Genomic DNA, 18,126 nt, shown 5'->3' on the forward strand with positions numbered 1-18,126 from the left:
GCGGACCGTTTTGTCTCTGACGGAGATTACGCCGGTTTTGCTTATTTACCACGCGACGCAATAATGTTTTCGGCCACATTGCGCGGTGCCTCGGCATAGTGATTGAACTCCATGCTGTAGGTTGCACGACCTTGCGACATCGACCGCAAAACGGTGGAATAACCGAACATTTCAGACAGCGGCACTTCGGCTTTGATAATTTTACCGCCACCGCCCGCGATTTCTTCCATGCCCTGCACCGTACCGCGACGCGACGATAAATCGCCCATCACGCCACCGGCATACTCTTCCGGCGTTTCCACTTCCACTTTCATCATCGGTTCCAGAATCACCGGATCGGCACGTTTCGCCGCTTCTTTGAAACCAAAGATCGCCGCCATTTTGAACGCCATTTCCGAGGAATCGACCTCGTGATAGGAACCAAAGGTCAGCGTCACTTTCACATCGACCACCGGATAACCGGCCAGAATGCCGTTGTTCAGCGCTTCCGTGACCCCTTTTTCAACCGCAGGGATATAGTCGCGCGGCACCACGCCACCTTTGGTCGCATCCACAAACTCAAAACCTGTGCCTGCCGGCAATGGTTCGAGCGTGAAGACCACGTGGCCGTACTGACCTTTACCGCCGGACTGACGCACAAATTTCCCTTCGACATCAGTCACCGTTTTGCGCACCGTTTCACGGTACGTTACCTGCGGTTTGCCGATGTTGGCTTCCACGCCGAACTCCCGTTTCATACGGTCGACGATGATTTCCAGATGCAATTCGCCCATACCGGAAATGATCGTCTGGCCGGATTCCTCATCGGTGCGGATACGGAACGACGGGTCTTCTGACGCCAGCCGTGACAGCGCGATGCCCATTTTCTCCTGATCGGCTTTAGTCTTCGGCTCGATGGCCTGCGAAATTACCGGATCCGGGAATTCCATGCGCACCAGCGTAATGATGTCCGACGGGTCGCACAGGGTTTCACCGGTCGTCACATCTTTCAGCCCCACACAGGCGGCGATATCACCAGCACGAATTTCGTCAATCTCGATACGGTCATTGGCATGCATCTGCACGATACGGCCAATACGTTCCTTCTTGCCGCGCACCGGGTTATACACGCTGTCGCCTTTTTTCAGCACGCCGGAATAAACACGGACAAACGTCAGCTGGCCGACATACGGGTCAGTCATCAGTTTGAATGCCAGCGCCGAAAACTTCTCGTTGTCATCAGAGTGACGGAAAACGTCGTTATCGTCTTCGTCTGTACCCGCCACCGGTGGAATATCCAGCGGAGAAGGCATCAGTTCGATCACGGCATCGAGCATGCGCTGCACGCCTTTATTCTTGAACGCACTGCCGCACAGCATCGGCTGGATTTCACCGGCGATAGTGCGCAGACGCAGCCCTTCGGTAATTTCATCCTCAGTCAGCGTGCCTTCTTCGAGATATTTATCCATCAGCGCGTCATTAGCTTCAGCGGCTGCCGACACCATTTTCTCGCGCCATTCTTCTGCCAGCGCCTGCAATTCTGCCGGGATGGCTTCATAGGTAAAGGTCATACCTTGTGTCGCGTCATCCCATAAAATGGCGCGCATTTTGCGCAAATCCACCACGCCGGTGAAATGCTCTTCTTTACCGATCGGAATGACAATCGGCACCGGATTGGCTTTCAGCCGGTCAACCATCATCTGGCGGACACGGAAGAAATCTGCGCCCTGACGGTCCATTTTGTTGACGAACGCCAGACGCGGCACTTTGTATTTATTGGCCTGACGCCAGACGGTTTCAGACTGTGGCTGCACGCCGCCCACGGCGTCGTATACCATCACCGCACCGTCGAGAACGCGCATGGAACGCTCCACCTCAATGGTGAAATCCACGTGCCCCGGGGTGTCGATAATGTTAATGCGGTGCTCATCGAAGGAGTGATCCATCCCGCGCCAGAAACAGGTCACGGCGGCTGACGTAATGGTAATGCCGCGTTCCTGTTCCTGAGCCATCCAGTCTGTGGTCGCACCGCCGTCATGCACTTCTCCCAGCTTATGATTCATGCCGGTATAGAAAAGAATACGCTCGGTGGTGGTGGTTTTACCTGCGTCGATGTGTGCTGAGATACCGATATTGCGGTAGCGCTCGATTGGCGTTTTGCGAGCCATATAACGTCCTTACTGGTTGATGGCTAAGTTGGCGGAGAGTGGTTTTCACATCCCGTCACAAAGTAATGAGTACTAAACTTCTTAATGCGGAGAGTATACTACAATTGTACGTGTATATTCGTACAATAAATTTATTCTATCGATGAAATTGGTCAGAGGCCGTCGCGTTGTACAGCAGCAGAGGGATAGGCTATATTGCGCGGCCGCCGATGAGCGTCGTTAAAGTAAAGGAACAATATGATAGCCAACCATCCTGAGCGCGAGCAGATCCGCCTCGAAAATGTTCTGACTGCGCTGGGTAATCCGTTACGTCTGGCCGTGGTGCGCACCCTGGCAAAAGGTGGCGAGCATCCTTGCGGAACCTTATTACAGGGCCTGTCAAAATCGACGCTGACGCACCACTGGCGCGTATTGCGTGACAGCGGCGTTATCTGGCAGCGCCCTGACGGTCGTGCCAATTTGCTTTCGCTGCGCCGCGAAGATCTGGATGCCCGCTTCCCCGGCCTGCTCGATTCCCTGCTCAGCGCCATCGAATCCGACGGCATTACACTGGAATCCACCCAGAAACACATTTCCGAGCAGCACCTTTAATGAGCCGTCAGTTGCGATTTTACAAGATCGCAAAACGTATTGATTATAGCCGATGAATGGTTGTCTTCGCGCCGCGCGAGATATAACGGTGCGCTGAGTTGTGTCGCGGCGTCCAGCGGCAAAAATATCACCCCGTCCCCGCCCAGCCGGGTCATGGATTCCGGCACAATAGAAATCCCCAGTCCGGCGCCGACCAGGCTCAGACAAGAGGTTAAACGTGGCGCTTCCTGCACGATATGCGGACTGAAACCGGCACGCACATACGCCGCCAGTATGGCATCGTACAATCCCTGACCGGCGCGACGGCGGTATAATACAAAAGGCTCGTTACTCAGATCTTCGAGTCTGAGTGGCTGACTGGCTGGTTGCGACGCCAGTTTGTGTCCGGCCGGAACCGCCACCCACATCGGTTCCTCCAGTACCTTTTCCATCTCTAACTCCGGCATATCTTTGACCCGCATGCGCACAAAAGCGACATCCAGCTCGCCCGCCACCACGGCGGCCAGCAATTCGCCACTGCCACTTTCCTCAAGCTGAGTGCTGACGGCCGGATAAATTTCCCGATAACGGCGCAACAGCGCGGGCACAAAAGTATGCAGCGCGGCCGAGCTGGTGAAACCGATGCGGATCCGACCCTGTTCGCCCTGCGCGGCACGGTGCATGGCAGCGCTGAGCTGAGCGGCACGTGCCAGCACGGCACGGGCTTCCTGCACTAACACTTCACCCGCTTCGGTCGGGATCACCCCGCGCGGCAAGCGTTGTAATAAAGGGATGCCAAATTCCTGCTCCAGTCCCTGTAACAGGCGCGTCAGCGGCGGCTGTTGAATAAACAGCAATTCTGCGGCGCGGGTAATGCTGCCCGCTTCCACCACGGTAACAAACGCATTCAGACGTTTCAGTTCAATCATAACCATACCTTCAGGGTATCTTTAGCCATTAATAAATGCATTAGACATCATGGCACATCCACGCGCATGATCCTTAACAGAATTTACGCCTCTGGCGGCTTTGGATTACTTTTGAGGGAGAGTGTGAAAATGTCAGCGCAAACGCAGGAAAAATTAATGCCTGAGACAGAAGAAAATACCGCGCCGCAACCCGATTGCAGGCAACTGTTTATGGGCTTTTTCGTCCTTGGCCTGACCGGTTTCGGTGGCGTGCTGCCGATGGCGCGACACATGCTGGTGGATAAACGCCACTGGCTGACCGCCGCTCAGTTCACCGAGTTGCTCGGGTTGTGCCAGTTTTTACCCGGCGGCAACATCATTAACCTGTCGGTCGCGCTGGGGATGGAGTTCCGCGGATTACGCGGCGCATTATCGGCGCTACTCGGGCTTATTCTCGCGCCGACGATTTGTGTGGTGCTGCTCGGCCTGGTGTATGCACGTTATCAGAATGAACCGCTGGTGGAACATCTGTTCGCCGGAATGGCGGCGGCGGCGGCCGGTTTACTGCTCTCGACCGGCATCAAAATGCTTGCTCCTTTGCGGGGGAAATGGCTGCAACTTTTGCTGGTTGCCGTCGGCGTAATGGCAATTGCCGTGTTCCGGATCCCGATGCTGCCGGTCATGCTGGTGCTGGCCCCGGTCAGTATTTTCATCTGCGCGAGGAGTAAATTCTGATGCCAGTTTTACTTTCTCTTGCCCTGTTATTTACCGAACTTTCCGTGCTGGCATTTGGTGGCGGAAATACCGTTCTGCCCGAGATGCAACGTGCAGTGGTGCAGGTGCATCACTGGATGAGTGCGCAGGAGTTCAGTGCGCTGTTCGCCCTGGCACAGGCCGCTCCCGGCCCGAATATGATGATCGTGCCGCTGATTGGCTGGCAGGTTGCCGGATGGTCAGGATTGCTGGTGTCTTCTCTGGCAAAATTTGGTCCGTCGTCAATCATTACACTTGTCGTGATGGGCGGCTGGAAACGTTACAAAGACCGTCCGTGGCGGCAGATAGTGCAACGCGGGCTGGTGCCGGTGACTGTCGGGCTGGTGGTGTCGAGCGGATTACTGATCGCCAAAGCCTCAGCCACCACGCTGACGCTTGCGGGAGTGATCGCCTTGTGTACCCTGCTGGCGCTCAGTAAGCGTATCCACCCGTTATGGGTACTGGCCGTTGGCGCGGTGCTCGGACTGGCATTCGGCTGACATCATTGCGAAGCAGATCGCAACATTCAGCTGGCAAATAGGTTATTGATTGGGAATTGAGTTCTTCTATAGTTATCAACCATTAAGGACGATGATGAAAATCAAACCTCTGAGCCTTGCTGTCGCTGCCCTGCTGCTTTCCTCACCTTCTGTTTTTGCCGCCGATAATCAACCGGAACTTAGCCAGCGCGAAGTGACGCTGCTGACTGTCGACGGCTTACAGTTCAAAGATCTCGATCATTCCGGGAAACTGGAACCTTATGAAGACTGGCGACTGACGCCGGAAGAACGAGCAGCGGATCTGGTGAAACGCATGACGCTGGAGGAAAAAGCCGGGGTGATGATGCATGGCTCGGCACCGACGGCCAACAGCCCGATCGGCGCAGGCACGCATTATGACATGGCAGCGGCGGAAAAGATGATTGCCGGCGCGAAGGTCAACAGCCTGATCACCCGGCTTTCGGCGAACGACCCCGCCATGATGGCGGAAGAAAACAATAAACTGCAGCAGATTGCCGAAAAGACGCGCCTGGGTATTCCGGTCACCGTCAGCAGCGACCCGCGTAACTCATTCGAGTATCTGGTCGGTGCGAGTACCTCTTCCGGTAAATTCACCCGGTGGCCGGAAACCTTAGGACTGGCGGCGATTGGCAATGAGAAACTCACCCGCCGTTACGCCGATATCGTCCGTCAGGAATATCTGGCCGTCGGTATCCGTGAGGCACTTTCACCGCAAGCCGATCTGGCAACAGAGCCGCGCTGGGCGCGTATCAGTGGCACCTTCGGCGAAGATCCGACACGGGTGCATAACATGGTGCGGGGTTATATCGAAGGGATGCAAAACGGTCCTGACGGACTAAATCAGGGCAGCGTGATTTCCGTGGTCAAACACTGGGTCGGCTATGGCGCGGCTGAGAACGGTTTTGACAGCCATAACGTCTACGGCAAAAACGCCGTCTTCCCCGGCAATAATCTCAAAGAACACATCTATCCGTTTACCGGCGCGTTTGAAGCCAATGTTGCCAGCGTCATGCCGACATATTCAATCCTGAAAAATGTTTCCGTGGACGGCAAACCGCTCGAACAGGTCGGTGCCGGATTCAGTCATCAGTTGCTGACCGACATTCTGCGCGGACAATACGGTTTCAAAGGCGTCATTCTCAGCGACTGGCTGATCACCAGCAATTGCGAAAACGAATGCCTGAACGGTTCGCCGGAAGGTAAAGAACCGGTGCCCGGTGGCATGTCGTGGGGTGTCGAGAATCTGACGCCGCAGCAGCGTTTCGTGAAGGCGGTGCTGGCGGGTGTCGATCAGTTTGGCGGCGTGACCGACTCACAGTTGCTGGTCAGCGCAGTGCATGAAAAGCAACTGACTGAACAGCGCCTGGATGAATCTGTTGTGCGTATTCTTGAGCAAAAATTCCAGACCGGACTGTTTGAAAATCCGTATGTCGATGTGCAGAAAGCCACCCAAACCGTCGGGCGCGCTGACTGGCAAAAAGAAGCCAATTCGGCGCAGGGACATTCACTGGTATTGCTGCAAAATACCGATGATGTATTACCGCTGAAAAAAGGCAAAAAGATCTGGCTGTACGGCATAGCACCGCAGGCCGCAACGGCAGCCGGTTTTACCGTGGTGGATGCGCCGGAGAAAGCCGATATTGCGCTGATCCGCGCCCATGCCCCGTACGAGCAACCGCATAAAGCCTGGTTCTTTGGCAAGCGCCATCACGAAGGCTCGCTGGCCTTTACCGATGATAACGCGGATTATCAGGCGATCGTGAAAGCCAGCAAAGCAGTGCCGACAATCGTCACCGTTTATCTCGACCGTCCGGCGATCCTGACCAACGTGAAGGACAAAGCGAAAGTGATTATCGGCAATTTCGGTGTCAGCGATACCGTTTTGTTTACGCGCCTGACCAGCACCGAAGCCTATACCGGTAAGCTGCCGTTTGAACTGCCATCGTCTGAAGAAGCCGTGCTCAGACAACAATCCGATATGCCACATGACAGCGAAAATCCGCTGTTTGATATTGGCTTTGGTCTGGCGCGTTAAGCCCTGTTAACCGGTGACCCGCGCCAGCACAAAACCGTCCCAGCCTTTGCTGCCGACGGTTTGCAGCGCGGTCGCTGATAAACGCGGTTCCTGTTCAATCATCTCAATAAAGCGACGCACACCCTGCACCCGGGCGTCGTCGCTGTGCGGATCCACCACCGCGCCGTCCCGCACCACATTATCGCCAATAATTAATGTCCCCGGTTTCGACAATTTCAGCGCCCATTCCAGATAAAGCGGATTGCTGGGTTTATCGGCATCAATAAAAATCAGGTCAAACGGCGCTTCCGCCGCGAGCGTGGGCAAGGTCTCTGACGCAGGCCCGGTGTGTAAGGTAATTTTATCCTGCAAACCGGCCAGCTCAATGTTGGTTTGTGCGATGCGCGCATGATGCGGATCGGCTTCCAGCGTCACGACTTTTCCGCGCGCCGGTAACGCCCGCGCCAGCCAGATAGTGCTGTAAGCGCCGAGCGTGCCGATTTCTAAGACTTTCTGTGCGCTGATGATTTGGGCGAACAGCGCCAGTAATTTTCCCTGATTGGGTGCTACATCGTGTGCGGGTAAACCGGCCTGATGATTGTTTTTCAGTACCTGATCCAGAACCGGATCGCTGTCCACTAAATGACTCACCAGATAGTTGTCAACCGCTGCCCATTTCCTGCTGTATTCCTCCGGACTCCCCTGACCCATTTTCGCCTCCCGGCCGTGAATTTTACATAGAGAACATGATTAAAAAACTCACTATTAACCCTAATCACTTCCGGCCATTTTGCTCAGATTTTTATTACTGTGATTAAAAAACCCTCGTTTTCATCAGGTTAAAAATGCGTCACTTCACATTTTTGGCGTAAAGTTCCCTTGAATTTGTAAAATAATAATGATAACAATTATCATTAAGTTTAACATCCGTCACGTTTCGGTTAAGTGACTGCCCTTCGCACGTCACGCTTTTGTGCGGAACACATGTTGGCTTTTGGGTTTATTACACACGCATCAATTAATCACTCAATCATTATTGAGTTATTTATAGGGATTATGAATATGTTGTTGGCTTTCCCCCTCAAACGCTCGGTGCTTATGTGCGCGCTGGCAATGCCGGTTGCCTCAATGGCTGCTGAAGACACCGTCATTGTCAAAGCCGCGCCTGCGGATACCGCCGATGCTCCGACGCAGGGTTACAGCGCGAAAACCAGTAAAAGTGCGACCAAAACGGATCAGCCGCTGATCACCACCGGTCAGGCCGTTTCTGTTGTGACCCGTCAGCAAATGACTGACCAGAACGCCACCACGGTTAACGCTGCACTGAACTACACGCCAGGCGTATTCACCAACTTTGCCGGCGGCGCAACGCGTTATGACACCATTTCCCTGCGCGGTTTCCACGGCGGTGACGTCAACAACACCTTCCTCGATGGCCTGCGGATCCTGAGCGATGGCTCGACCTATAACTCCATTCAGGTTGATCCGTGGTTCCTGGAACGTATTGATGTGGTGAAAGGACCGTCTTCTGCGCTTTACGGCCAGAGCATTCCCGGCGGTGTGGTGGTGGAATCCACCAAGCGCCCGCAGTTTGCTGAAGAAGGTCACTTCCAGCTTTCCGGTGGCACGCAAAACACCAAAGGCGGCGCGTTCGATTACACCAACGCCATCAACGATCAGCTGGCATTCCGTCTGACCGGGATGACCCGCAGCAGCGATACGCAGTACGATCACCAGCGTGAAGAGCGTTACGCGATTTCGCCACAGTTGCTGTGGACGCCGGATGAAAATACCTCGCTTTTACTGCGCGCGTATCTGCAAAAAGATCCGTCCGGTGGCTACCACGCCGCGGTTCCGGCTGACGGCAGCCTCTACGGGCAGAAACTGAGCCGGGGTTTCTTCGATGGCGAAAGCACCCGCAACCAGTTCAAACGCTGGGAGCAAATCTACAGCTACGAATTCCAGCACGCGTTTAACGACGTCTGGTCATTCCGCCAGAATGCCAACTACACCCATTCCAACACCGAACTGGATCAGGTGTATCAGGCGGGCTGGAATGCGGACCGTACCGAGATGAGTCGTTATTATTCCGGTGAGAAGTCCTCGCTGGATACTTTTGCGATTGATAACCAGCTCGAAGCGGATTTCGCGACCGGCGAACTGGCACATAAAGTGGTGATCGGTTTCGATTACTCCCACTTTATCAATGATGTGAAATCTGACGCTGCTTACGCTGAAAACCTCAACCCGTACACTGGCGTTGGCGGTGATGCACTGGATTATTACAGTCATAAACGCGGTAAAAACCGTTATGAGCAGATGGGTACCTATCTGCAAGATGAGATGAACTGGAACAAATGGTATCTGACCCTGTCAGGCCGTTACGACACACTGAAAACCTCGAGCCGCAGTTACGAAAGCATCTACGGCACCACCAGCAACAGCGAACGTAAAGACAGTCATTTCAACAGCCGCGCTTCCCTGCTGTACGCCTTTGACAGCGGCATTTCACCGTACGTCAGCTACAGCCAGGCGATGACGCCATCTGCCCTGCCAGGCGCTGACGGCACGCTGCTGAAACCGATGCAGAGTGAGCAATACGAAGCCGGGATCAAATACCAGCCGGTCGGCACTTCCGATATGTACACCGCGGCGCTGTATGATCTGACGCAAAAAGACGTGGGTAACCGCGTGGTAGTCGGCAGCTACTACGAGCCGGCAGGTAAAATCCGCTCACAGGGTCTGGAGCTGGAAGCTAAGAAACAGGTTACTGAACGCTTTAACGTGATGGCCGGTTACACCTACAACAAAGTGCGTATCCGTGATGCGGCTGAGAACAACGGCAACACGCCGTATGTGACGCCAAAACAAATGGCTTCCATCTGGGGTCAGTACAACACGCCGATTGGTGTGGATATGGGTGCAGGTGTGCGTTACATCGGCACACAATGGGCGGATAACGAAAATACCCGCCACATGCCTTCTGCCACGCTGGTTGATGCGTCACTGCGTATGAATCTGGTGCAGTTCAATCCGCAACTGAAAGGCGCGTATGTGCAGCTGAATGCTAACAACCTGTTCGACAAGAAATATGTCGCAGCCTGTTACGGCACCAGCTACTGCTACTGGGGTCAGGAACGTACCGTGGTTGCTACGGTAGGGTATGATTTCTGATAGATTTTTCAGCGCCTCCCCCTGAAAAGGGGGAGGTCTGTGAATCGCCCGGATACGGTTTATTCTTCTGCAAGATTCAGCCGCGCCTTCAGCGCTTTCTTCGCACTTTCCAGCAACGCATCTGAAACTTCACGATCAGGCTCACAACGTGCCAGCGACAAACTGCCCATCAGTTCCGCACTGACCGATATCGCCTGCGTTTGCGGGTCGTCCACGCCCATCGCTGTCAACTGGCGGATAATCATCCCACGGATACGTTCGATGCCGCGCGCGAACTCTGCCTGACAGGGCGCGGACAAGCGTGGCGTTTCAGAGGCCAGCGCCGACACCGGACAGCCCTGCGCCCGGTTATCGCGGTGCCCGGGCGACAGGTAGAAATCGATATACCCTGCCAGTTGCTGCTGCGCCGTCAGCCCCTGATTTTCTTTATCCCAGCGGGCCATAACCTGATTAAACATCTGCCCGATGGCGGCCTCAATCAGTGCCTCTTTTGAGGCAAAGTGCGCATAAAACCCACCGTGCGTCAGGCCAGCTTTGCTCATTACACCTGCCACGCTGACCTGCAACGGCCCTTTGGTACGGATGTCTTTCGCCGCCTCCTTCAGGATCCGCTCGCGGATTTTAGGTTTATGTTCACTCTCATAGCGCATAATAACACCCTGATAATCAGAAAATTGCTGTCATAGCTTACCTGACCGCATCGGTTAACGAAACGCGCGCATCCACGGATAATCCGGGGCGTAGCGCCGCTAAATCTGGCTGACCAGCGTCAAGCCGGATCCGCACCGGCACCCGCTGAACAATTTTGGTGAAATTGCCCGTGCCCGGCTCAAATGGCAGCAATGCAAACGTCGAACCTGATCCCGGCGCAAGGCTGTCGACTTCACCGCGAAACGTCACGCCCGGCAGCGCATCCACATGCACGTCCGCACGTTGTCCCGGCTGCATTCTGCCGGTCTGTGTTTCTTTGAAGTTGGCCGTCACATAAATGCCCTGTTCCGGTACCAGCGTCATCAGCCGCTGACCGGGTGTAACGTAATCGCCAACCTGTACCTGCCGGTTTCCCGCTATGCCATCGATGGCAGCAACAATAGTGGTGTGATTGAGATCCTGCTGCGCCAGCGCTTGTGCCGCCTGCGCTTTCACCACAGCGGCCTTCGCCAGTGCCAGCGCCGCCTGAATTTCTGCCCGCCGGGCGTGTGTCACCGCCGCCTGATTTTGGGCAACATCCAGCATCGCCGCGGCGTGCGCCGAGGTTTGTTCTGCCGTCACCGCCACCGTTTTATACCGGTCGGCATCATTACGTGATGTGGCACCGCTGACCGCCAGCGACTGATAACGCTGCTGCTCGGCTTCAGCATGTTGCTGTTCCGCACGCGACGAACGGATCGCCGTGCGCGCGGCTTCGATTTGGGTGAGTGCCAGTTGTTCCTGCGCCTGCTGGCTCAGCAACGCCGCTTCCTGCTGCGCTACCTGCGCGCGGGCATCTTCAAGTTCTCCCTGCGCAGACGCCAGACGAGCCGTAAACTCTTCGCTGTCGATCAGCACCAGTTTATCGCCGGCATGCACCCGCTGGTTATGACGCACCAGCACCGTCGAAACGAAGCCTTTTACTTTTGGCGCAACGCTGGTGGTGTCTGCCGTCAGATAGGCATCATCCGTGGATTCCGACGCGGGCGCAGCCAGTAACCATGCAGCGCCACTCAGGGCTACCATCAGCGCAATACCGCTGACCACAAAGATCCGCTTTGACCGTTTAGTGGCTTTTACTGCCGGGGACGGGCTCCCTTCATCTGCTGTTGCTTCACTCATTTTTAATTTCACTCATTGTATGATGGTCATCATATTAATATGATGACCATCATATAAACAAGTCCCCGGGATCTCATAGCCATGTCTGTCACCCTGACTCCAGCCGCGACGCTTTCGCCTGCGGATTATCCGACATCACGTAAGTTTTTGATTTTCAGCATTATGGCGTTCGGTATGTTTCTGGCGCTCATCGACATTCAGATTGTCGCCGCCTCGTTAAACGATGTGCAGGCCGGGCTTTCCGCCGGACCGGATGAAATCAGCTGGGTACAAACCTCGTATCTGATCGCCGAACTGGTGATGATCCCGTTCTCGGCTTTTCTGACGCAGGCACTTTCCACCCGCTGGCTGTTCAGCGCATCGGCGGCGCTGTTCACCCTCAGCAGCATCGGATGCGGATTGTCGTGGAATATCGAGTCGATGATCTTCTTTCGCGCGTTGCAGGGTTTTACCGGCGGCGCGATGGTACCGACAGTATTCGCGACCGGCTTCGCCATGTTTCAGGGCAAACAGCAGGCACTGATCCCGGCGATCCTCGGCATGGTCAGCGTGCTGGCCCCCACGCTTGGGCCGACTGTGGGTGGCATAGTCACGCAGTTACTCGACTGGCGCTGGATTTTCTTCATCAACATTCTGCCCGGCGCTCTGGTTGCCACCGGTGCCGTGCTGTTTATTCATGTGGATAAAGCGGACTATCCGATGCTTAAACGTATCGACTGGATTCATTTATTATCGATGGCAATAGCGCTCGGTTGTCTGGAATATGTGCTGGAAGAAGGCCCGCGCAAGAACTGGTTCAGCGATCCGCAAATCCAGATTTCGGCGTGGTTCTCACTGGTGGCCTTTGTGCTGTTTCTCGAACGATCCTTTTATTCGAAAAACCCGATCGTACGCCTGACGCCCTTCCGTGACCCGACATTCACCTTCGCCTGCCTGTTCAATCTGGTGGTTGGATTTGGTCTTTATGCCTCTACATATCTGACGCCGGTTTTCCTCGGCCGCATCCGCGATTTCAACAGCCTGCAAATCGGTACAACGGTGTTTGTGGTGGGTGTCGGGCAATTCTTCAGCACGATTATTGCCGCCAGATTAATCAGCCGCGTTGACCGGCGGATACTGATCACCGTGGGTTTATCCGGTTTCGCACTGAGTTTATGGCTGACGACCGCCGTGACCCCTTACTGGGGAGCAGAACAGTTTTTCTGGCCGCAGGTGGTGCGCGGCCTGTTCATTATGTTGTGCATCGTGCCGAGTGTGAACATGGCGCTGACCGCGTTTCAGGGGCCGGAACTGCGCTACGCCTCCGGGCTGTTTAACCTGATGCGTAATCTCGGCGGCGCGATTGGCATTGCCACGGTGAATACCTGGTTGCAGGACTGGACCCGCGTTCATGCGGCACGTTTCGGCGAATCGCTGGGGCAATACGGGGATCATGCGCAGGAAGTGATGGGATCGCTGGCGCAAAAAATCGGTCACCTGACGCCTGATACCGCTCAGGCATTGCTGATGGCGAAAGGCGTGTTTGGGGCGAAAGTCGCGGCGCAATCGCTGACGCTGGCGTTCAACGACATCTTTCAGGTCATGGCCTGGATGTTTATTGCCGCACTGGTTATGGTGCCGTTTTGCCGTAAATAAGGTCAGGAATGTGAAGGAAATGTGCAGGCTGCCGCAAAAAATGCGGTTGTGGCAGGGAACTTTTCTAACAAGGTGAGAAAGCTTTGGCCTGTTTGAAATAAATCCTTATAATTAGCGGCCCTGAAATGCGATTCGTTACACATACCGGATCCCTTTCAAGTGCTATGTGCAAGTACACTATTCCTCCGGCCGGTTTCTATCGGATCGGGGGGAATCAACATCCTGACAACTGCCAGTGTGGCATTAACGACCAACGAAAATATGAAAATGAGCATTCGCGCAATCCTTACCCTGGTTTTGGCAGTTGCTGCATATAGCCAGGCGTCTTTTGCTGTGGTCTACCCTCTTCCGGCCAATAATGGTCGTCTGGTCGGTGAAAACATCACAGTTACTGTTCCGCAGGGCAGCAGCCTGCCACTGGAACATTTTGCAGCGCAATACCAGATGGGTTTGAGCAACATGCTCGAAGCTAACCCTGGCGTTGACCCGTACCTGCCAACCCCGGGCACCGTGCTGACCATTCCTCAGCAGTTGATCCTGCCGGAAACCCCGCACGAAGGCATCGTGATCAACAGCGCTGAAATGCGTCTGTATTACTACCCGAAAGGCACCAATACTGTGGTCGTGCTGCCGATCGGTATCGGTGAACTGGGCAAAGACACCCCGATGAACTGGGTGACTACCGTTCAGCGTAAAAAAGCCGGTCCGACCTGGACCCCGACGGCGAAAATGCATGAAGAATATGCTTCTCGTGGCGAATTCCTGCCAGCCGTCTTCCCTGCGGGTCCGGACAACCCGATGGGGCTGTACGCGCTGTATGTCGGGCGTCTGTATGCAGTCCACGGCACCAACGCCAATTTCGGTATCGGTTTGCGCGTGAGCCACGGTTGTGTGCGTCTGCGTGATGCTGACATCAAATGGTTGTTCGACAACGTCCCGCAAGGCACCCGCGTTCAGTTCATCAACGAGCCGGTGAAAGCCACCGTGGAACCAGACGGCAAACGTTATATTGAGATCCACAACCCGCTGTCCTCTAACCAGGAAGAGTTTGATTCTCAGCAGCCACTGCCAATCACTCTGGCAGGCAGCGCAAGCAGCGTATCGATGGATCCGGCGGTCAACCAGACTGTTGTTCAGCGCGCTATCGAGATGCGTTCCGGTATGCCGGTACAGATCAACTGATTACGTCTTTGACGTTGTTGTGAAAAAGCCCCGTACATCGGGGCTTTTTTTTTGCATAGTGCCGATGCAAAGGCGGCTTCTCAGTTGCACTGAAAAGCTGACCGAGAAAGTTTCGGTTTCTCAATAACGGTGATCACTTATCGGGCAGCGCCGAAACCGCCCAAGAGGGAAACGTGCTTTTTCCCTCTTGGATCTCCCTTCGCTTTTTCAACAAGCGCTTCCGCTCGCTGGCTATGTTTCATCAGCCGCAGTGATAGCCGCAAAATCCCGCCGCTGCACGGTTCCCTTCGTTCGGGTTACAACCCGCGCAAAAAGACGCGCGGTTTTCCACCTCTCCTCAGGCGATATTTTGGAACCGGCCTCAGGCTTTTACTTCACAACCTCACTTACTTCATTCTTTAAAAAGTCGCGGGCGATTCAGAAAGCTTGCTGAACGGAGCGGCCTGGAGACCAGAGGCTCCAGGACCGAGTGAAGGAACCGCAAAGCGGCAAGATTTCCAGCCTGTCGCCGTGCTACCTGAAACATAGCCAGCGAGCGGAGCGCGCAGTAAAAGAGCCGGAGATTCTTAAGAGGCGCGGCGATAGGCGCCTCTTAAGGCCAGTTTGGGTGGCAACCCAAGGTCTTGACCTTGAAGTTGAAGTTGAAGTTAAAGTTAAAGTTAAAGTTAAAACCCAGTCTCACGGCCAGTCCGGCGCCTGTCATTAAAACGTCACAACTCTCCCTTAACCTTCCGGTAACAAAAAATATCGATATGTATATTTTTATTTCCGATGGTTTATAAAAAGGAGTTTTGATAATGCAACAATCCGTATCTCTGGTCGCCCGCGCAGTCACTGCCGCCCTGCTGCTTTCCGCTTCTGCCTCCACCCTCGCCGCTGACACCGACACGCTGACCGACCGGGCGGCAAAAGGCGTGCTGACGGAACCGGGTGGTGCCCGCCGTCTGAGCGGTGATCAGACAGCAGCGCTGAAAGCCTCGTTGTCAGACAAAACGGTGAAAAACGTGATTTTGCTGATTGGCGACGGCATGGGTGATTCTGAAATCACGTCTGCACGTAACTATGCAGAAGGCGCAGGCGGCTATTTCAAAGGCATTGATGCCCTGCCGCTGACCGGCCAGTACACGCATTATTCTGTGGATAAGAAAACGCAAAAACCAAGTTACGTGACCGATTCCGCCGCATCAGCCACCGCCTGGGCGACCGGTGTTAAAAGCTATAACGGCGCGATTGGTGTGGATGTAAACGGCAAAGATCACCAGACCATTCTTGAGATCGCCAAAGCCGCAGGCAAGGCCACCGGCAACGTCTCCACCGCAGAATTGCAGGATGCAACGCCGGCCGCACAGATTGCGCATGTGACCTCACGCAAGTGCTACGGCCCGCAAGAAACCGCAGAGAAATGCGCCAGCAACGCGCTGGAAAATGGCGGACGCGGTTCGATCACGGAACAGTTGTTGCAGGCTCGCGCTGATGTCACGCTGGGCGGCGGCAGAAAATCGTTCAGCCAGCTGGCGAAAGCCGGTGAATTTAAGGATAAATCCCTCAAAGAACAGGCGCTGACACAGGGTTATGTTTGGGTGGAAAACGCAGAACAGCTCAGTGCCATCACGCAGGCAGACCAGAAGAAACCGGTTCTTGGCCTGTTCTCCGAAGGCAACATGCCGGTGCGCTGGCAGGGTCCGAAAGCCACTTATCACGGCAACATTGATAAACCGGCTGTCACCTGTGAAGCCAATCCGCAGCGCACCGCTGACATCCCGACGCTTGCCGCCATGACTGAAAAAGCCATCGACTTGCTGAAAGCTAATCAGAACGGTTTCTTCCTGCAGGTTGAAGGCGCATCGATTGATAAACAGGATCACGCCGCTAATCCGTGCGGACAATTCGGTGAAACGGTGGATCTGGATGAGGCCGTGCAAAAAGCGCTGGAGTTCGCCCGTCAGGACGGCAACACGCTGGTTATCGTCACCGCCGACCACGCCCATTCCAGCCAGATTATCGAATCCGATGCCAAAGCCCCCGGTCTGACCCAGACGCTGACCACCAGGGACGGTGCACCGATGACTATCAGCTACGGCAACTCAGAAGATGATTCACAGGGACACACCGGGACGCAGCTGCGTATTGCCGCGTTTGGCCCGCATGCGGCGAATGTGGTGGGTCTGACGGATCAGACGGATTTGTTCTATACCATGCGGGATGCCATGGCGATTAAAGCGCAATAGTTTTGAAAATGAGGGTTTTGCTTTGCTCCTCCCCCGGCGAAGGGGGAGGACGGGAAGGAGTTTTAAGGGTAAATACTGACACTAAAAAAATTTAACTCTTTGATTTTTATTTAATACCCCACCCCAACCCTCCCCTTCGCAGGGGAGGGAGCAAACCCACAACCTTGACCTTAGTGCAATAAATTATCCAGTCTGTCGTCATCAATCCCGTCCGGCTCCAGATGAGCCGTCACATCCGCAGACTTAAACAACTTGCTCACCGCCATTTCAGCCGCATCACCGATATCGTGCCCGACATCCACCGTCAGATTGCCATCAACCTCGACGTGAAACTCGACAAATACGCGGTCGCCGCCGTTGCGGGTGCGAATGTCATGTACACCGCGCACGCCTTCAACACTTAATACTGCCGCTTTCACGCGCTTGCGGTCATCTGCACTCAGTTCGCGATCAAGCAACTGGGTCAGTGCATCTGCCGCCATACCGCGCGCATTCCAGATCATATAGAAGGAAATCAACAGTGCGCCGATGGAGTCGGAACGCGTCCAACCGAAGTAACGCTCGAAAATCAGCGCCAGCAGTACGGCAATATTCACCGCGACGTCCGTAATGTAGTGCGCGCGGTCAGCCGCGATGGCCGTTGATCCGGTACGTTTCACCACATAGGTTTGCATCAGCACCAGCCCGGTGGCGGCCAGCGAACTGCCGATGATCACCCAGATACCAAGACCGAGCTGCGCCAGGGGTTCCGGATTAATGATGCGCCCGATGGATTCACCGCCGAGCACCAGCCCCGCGCCGCCCAGTAACAGCGCCTGTACAAACGCGGCCACAGCTTCGGCTTTGCCGTGGCCGTAACGGTGGCCTTTGTCTGCCGGACGGATGGCATAACGCACGCCGATCAGCGTCACCATCGAGGCCAGTACATCGACCAGACCGTCGGCGGCAGAGGTCAGCAGCGCAATCGAACCGGTGGCGGCCCACGCCCAGACTTTGACGCAAACCAGGATCAGCGCGACGCACAGCGACACCAGCGAGGCAATACGTGTCAGGCCTTTATAGGAAGGCGCGGGACGGGTCATGGGTTGACCCACAAGAATGGTTGTTGTTGGGAATGTTTCACAAAAATGTCCTGAAGCAGAGAATCAACTTTATTTGAAAAATACAAATACCAGCCCGGCA

14 protein-coding genes are annotated in these 18,126 nt (G+C 54.9%); 8 read left to right on the plus strand and 6 right to left on the minus strand.

The annotated features are described in order from the left end of the window. Nucleotides 1-41: 41 nt before the first annotated feature. Nucleotides 42-2,147: an elongation factor G gene (fusA, locus tag ABIC79_RS01990; protein ID WP_354566501.1), complete on the minus strand. Its 2,106-nt coding sequence runs from the start codon at nucleotides 2,145-2,147 to the stop codon at nucleotides 42-44. 237 nt (nucleotides 2,148-2,384) lie between these two features. Between fusA and ABIC79_RS01995 the strand changes: the two genes are divergently transcribed. Beyond that, nucleotides 2,385-2,738: an ArsR/SmtB family transcription factor gene (locus ABIC79_RS01995; RefSeq protein ID WP_013575288.1), complete on the plus strand. Its 354-nt coding sequence runs from the start codon at nucleotides 2,385-2,387 to the stop codon at nucleotides 2,736-2,738. Here ABIC79_RS01995 and ABIC79_RS02000 read toward each other — a convergent pair. Next, nucleotides 2,735-3,652 carry a LysR family transcriptional regulator gene (locus ABIC79_RS02000; protein WP_354566502.1) on the minus strand — a complete coding sequence of 306 codons (918 nt, stop codon included), beginning with the start codon at nucleotides 3,650-3,652 and terminating at the stop codon, nucleotides 2,735-2,737. The genes ABIC79_RS01995 and ABIC79_RS02000 overlap by 4 nt on opposite strands. 150 nt (nucleotides 3,653-3,802) lie before the next feature. On the opposite strand from ABIC79_RS02000, the gene ABIC79_RS02005 reads away from it, so the two are divergent. The 3 genes from ABIC79_RS02005 (at nucleotide 3,803) to ABIC79_RS02015 (ending at nucleotide 6,934) form a co-directional block, all read left to right on the plus strand. Then, nucleotides 3,803-4,360 carry a chromate transporter gene (locus ABIC79_RS02005; protein WP_173362069.1) on the plus strand — a complete coding sequence of 186 codons (558 nt, stop codon included), beginning with the start codon at nucleotides 3,803-3,805 and terminating at the stop codon, nucleotides 4,358-4,360. Next, nucleotides 4,360-4,878 carry a chromate transporter gene (locus ABIC79_RS02010; protein ID WP_126124835.1) on the plus strand — a complete coding sequence of 173 codons (519 nt, stop codon included), beginning with the start codon at nucleotides 4,360-4,362 and terminating at the stop codon, nucleotides 4,876-4,878. Before ABIC79_RS02005 ends, ABIC79_RS02010 begins: the two co-directional genes overlap by 1 nt. 94 nt (nucleotides 4,879-4,972) lie before the next feature. Beyond that, nucleotides 4,973-6,934 carry a glycoside hydrolase family 3 protein gene (locus ABIC79_RS02015; RefSeq protein WP_354566503.1) on the plus strand — a complete coding sequence of 654 codons (1,962 nt, stop codon included), beginning with the start codon at nucleotides 4,973-4,975 and terminating at the stop codon, nucleotides 6,932-6,934. A gap of 6 nt (nucleotides 6,935-6,940) precedes the next feature. Here ABIC79_RS02015 and ABIC79_RS02020 read toward each other — a convergent pair whose 3' ends face one another. After that, entirely contained in the window at nucleotides 6,941-7,624 is a 684-nt protein-coding gene (locus ABIC79_RS02020; protein ID WP_013575283.1) for an O-methyltransferase, read from the minus strand. A 351-nt stretch (nucleotides 7,625-7,975) separates the two neighbouring features. On the opposite strand from ABIC79_RS02020, the gene ABIC79_RS02025 reads away from it, so the two are divergent. After that, a complete protein-coding gene (locus ABIC79_RS02025) occupies nucleotides 7,976-10,087 on the plus strand; it encodes a TonB-dependent siderophore receptor (protein WP_119262236.1) in 2,112 nt (703 codons plus the stop codon). A gap of 59 nt (nucleotides 10,088-10,146) precedes the next feature. On the opposite strand, the gene ABIC79_RS02030 is transcribed toward ABIC79_RS02025, so the two are convergent. Both ABIC79_RS02030 and ABIC79_RS02035 read right to left on the minus strand, forming a co-directional pair. Beyond that, nucleotides 10,147-10,737, minus strand: a complete 591-nt coding sequence (locus ABIC79_RS02030; protein ID WP_217217459.1) for a TetR/AcrR family transcriptional regulator — start codon at nucleotides 10,735-10,737, stop codon at nucleotides 10,147-10,149. 37 nt (nucleotides 10,738-10,774) lie between these two features. Further along, nucleotides 10,775-11,899, minus strand: coding sequence for an HlyD family secretion protein (locus ABIC79_RS02035; RefSeq protein ID WP_354566504.1), 1,125 nt, complete (start codon nucleotides 11,897-11,899; stop codon nucleotides 10,775-10,777). A gap of 81 nt (nucleotides 11,900-11,980) precedes the next feature. Here ABIC79_RS02035 and ABIC79_RS02040 point away from each other — a divergent pair, with 81 nt between their 5' ends. From ABIC79_RS02040 to phoA, 3 genes are all read left to right on the plus strand, one after another. Then, nucleotides 11,981-13,534 (plus strand): DHA2 family efflux MFS transporter permease subunit, encoded by a 1,554-nt coding sequence (locus ABIC79_RS02040; protein WP_013575279.1) that lies wholly within the window; start codon nucleotides 11,981-11,983, stop codon nucleotides 13,532-13,534. 261 nt (nucleotides 13,535-13,795) lie between these two features. Continuing rightward, nucleotides 13,796-14,716: a L,D-transpeptidase family protein gene (locus tag ABIC79_RS02045; protein ID WP_015689872.1), complete on the plus strand. Its 921-nt coding sequence runs from the start codon at nucleotides 13,796-13,798 to the stop codon at nucleotides 14,714-14,716. A 797-nt stretch (nucleotides 14,717-15,513) separates the two neighbouring features. Then, on the plus strand, nucleotides 15,514-16,944 hold the full coding sequence (gene phoA, locus ABIC79_RS02050) for an alkaline phosphatase (RefSeq protein WP_223509329.1): 1,431 nt from the start codon (nucleotides 15,514-15,516) through the stop codon (nucleotides 16,942-16,944). A 170-nt stretch (nucleotides 16,945-17,114) separates the two neighbouring features. Here phoA and ABIC79_RS02055 read toward each other — a convergent pair whose 3' ends face one another. After that, nucleotides 17,115-18,026 carry a cation diffusion facilitator family transporter gene (locus ABIC79_RS02055; protein ID WP_119261569.1) on the minus strand — a complete coding sequence of 304 codons (912 nt, stop codon included), beginning with the start codon at nucleotides 18,024-18,026 and terminating at the stop codon, nucleotides 17,115-17,117. Between the last annotated feature and the right edge of the window lie 100 nt (nucleotides 18,027-18,126).

Source organism: Rahnella sp. 2050 (genome assembly GCF_040544515.1).
GTDB classification, from domain to species: Bacteria; Pseudomonadota; Gammaproteobacteria; order Enterobacterales; family Enterobacteriaceae; genus Rahnella; species Rahnella aceris.

Coding starts and splice junctions, on each gene's coding strand:
- fusA (WP_354566501.1), bottom strand. CDS start 2,147: ATGGCTCGCAAAACGCCAATCGAGCGCTACCGCAATATCGGTATCTCA.
- ABIC79_RS01995 (WP_013575288.1), top strand. CDS start 2,385: ATGATAGCCAACCATCCTGAGCGCGAGCAGATCCGCCTCGAAAATGTT.
- ABIC79_RS02000 (WP_354566502.1), bottom strand. CDS start 3,652: ATGGTTATGATTGAACTGAAACGTCTGAATGCGTTTGTTACCGTGGTG.
- ABIC79_RS02005 (WP_173362069.1), top strand. CDS start 3,803: ATGCCTGAGACAGAAGAAAATACCGCGCCGCAACCCGATTGCAGGCAA.
- ABIC79_RS02010 (WP_126124835.1), top strand. CDS start 4,360: ATGCCAGTTTTACTTTCTCTTGCCCTGTTATTTACCGAACTTTCCGTG.
- ABIC79_RS02015 (WP_354566503.1), top strand. CDS start 4,973: ATGAAAATCAAACCTCTGAGCCTTGCTGTCGCTGCCCTGCTGCTTTCC.
- ABIC79_RS02020 (WP_013575283.1), bottom strand. CDS start 7,624: ATGGGTCAGGGGAGTCCGGAGGAATACAGCAGGAAATGGGCAGCGGTT.
- ABIC79_RS02025 (WP_119262236.1), top strand. CDS start 7,976: ATGTTGTTGGCTTTCCCCCTCAAACGCTCGGTGCTTATGTGCGCGCTG.
- ABIC79_RS02030 (WP_217217459.1), bottom strand. CDS start 10,737: ATGCGCTATGAGAGTGAACATAAACCTAAAATCCGCGAGCGGATCCTG.
- ABIC79_RS02035 (WP_354566504.1), bottom strand. CDS start 11,899: ATGAGTGAAGCAACAGCAGATGAAGGGAGCCCGTCCCCGGCAGTAAAA.
- ABIC79_RS02040 (WP_013575279.1), top strand. CDS start 11,981: ATGTCTGTCACCCTGACTCCAGCCGCGACGCTTTCGCCTGCGGATTAT.
- ABIC79_RS02045 (WP_015689872.1), top strand. CDS start 13,796: ATGAAAATGAGCATTCGCGCAATCCTTACCCTGGTTTTGGCAGTTGCT.
- phoA (WP_223509329.1), top strand. CDS start 15,514: ATGCAACAATCCGTATCTCTGGTCGCCCGCGCAGTCACTGCCGCCCTG.
- ABIC79_RS02055 (WP_119261569.1), bottom strand. CDS start 18,026: ATGACCCGTCCCGCGCCTTCCTATAAAGGCCTGACACGTATTGCCTCG.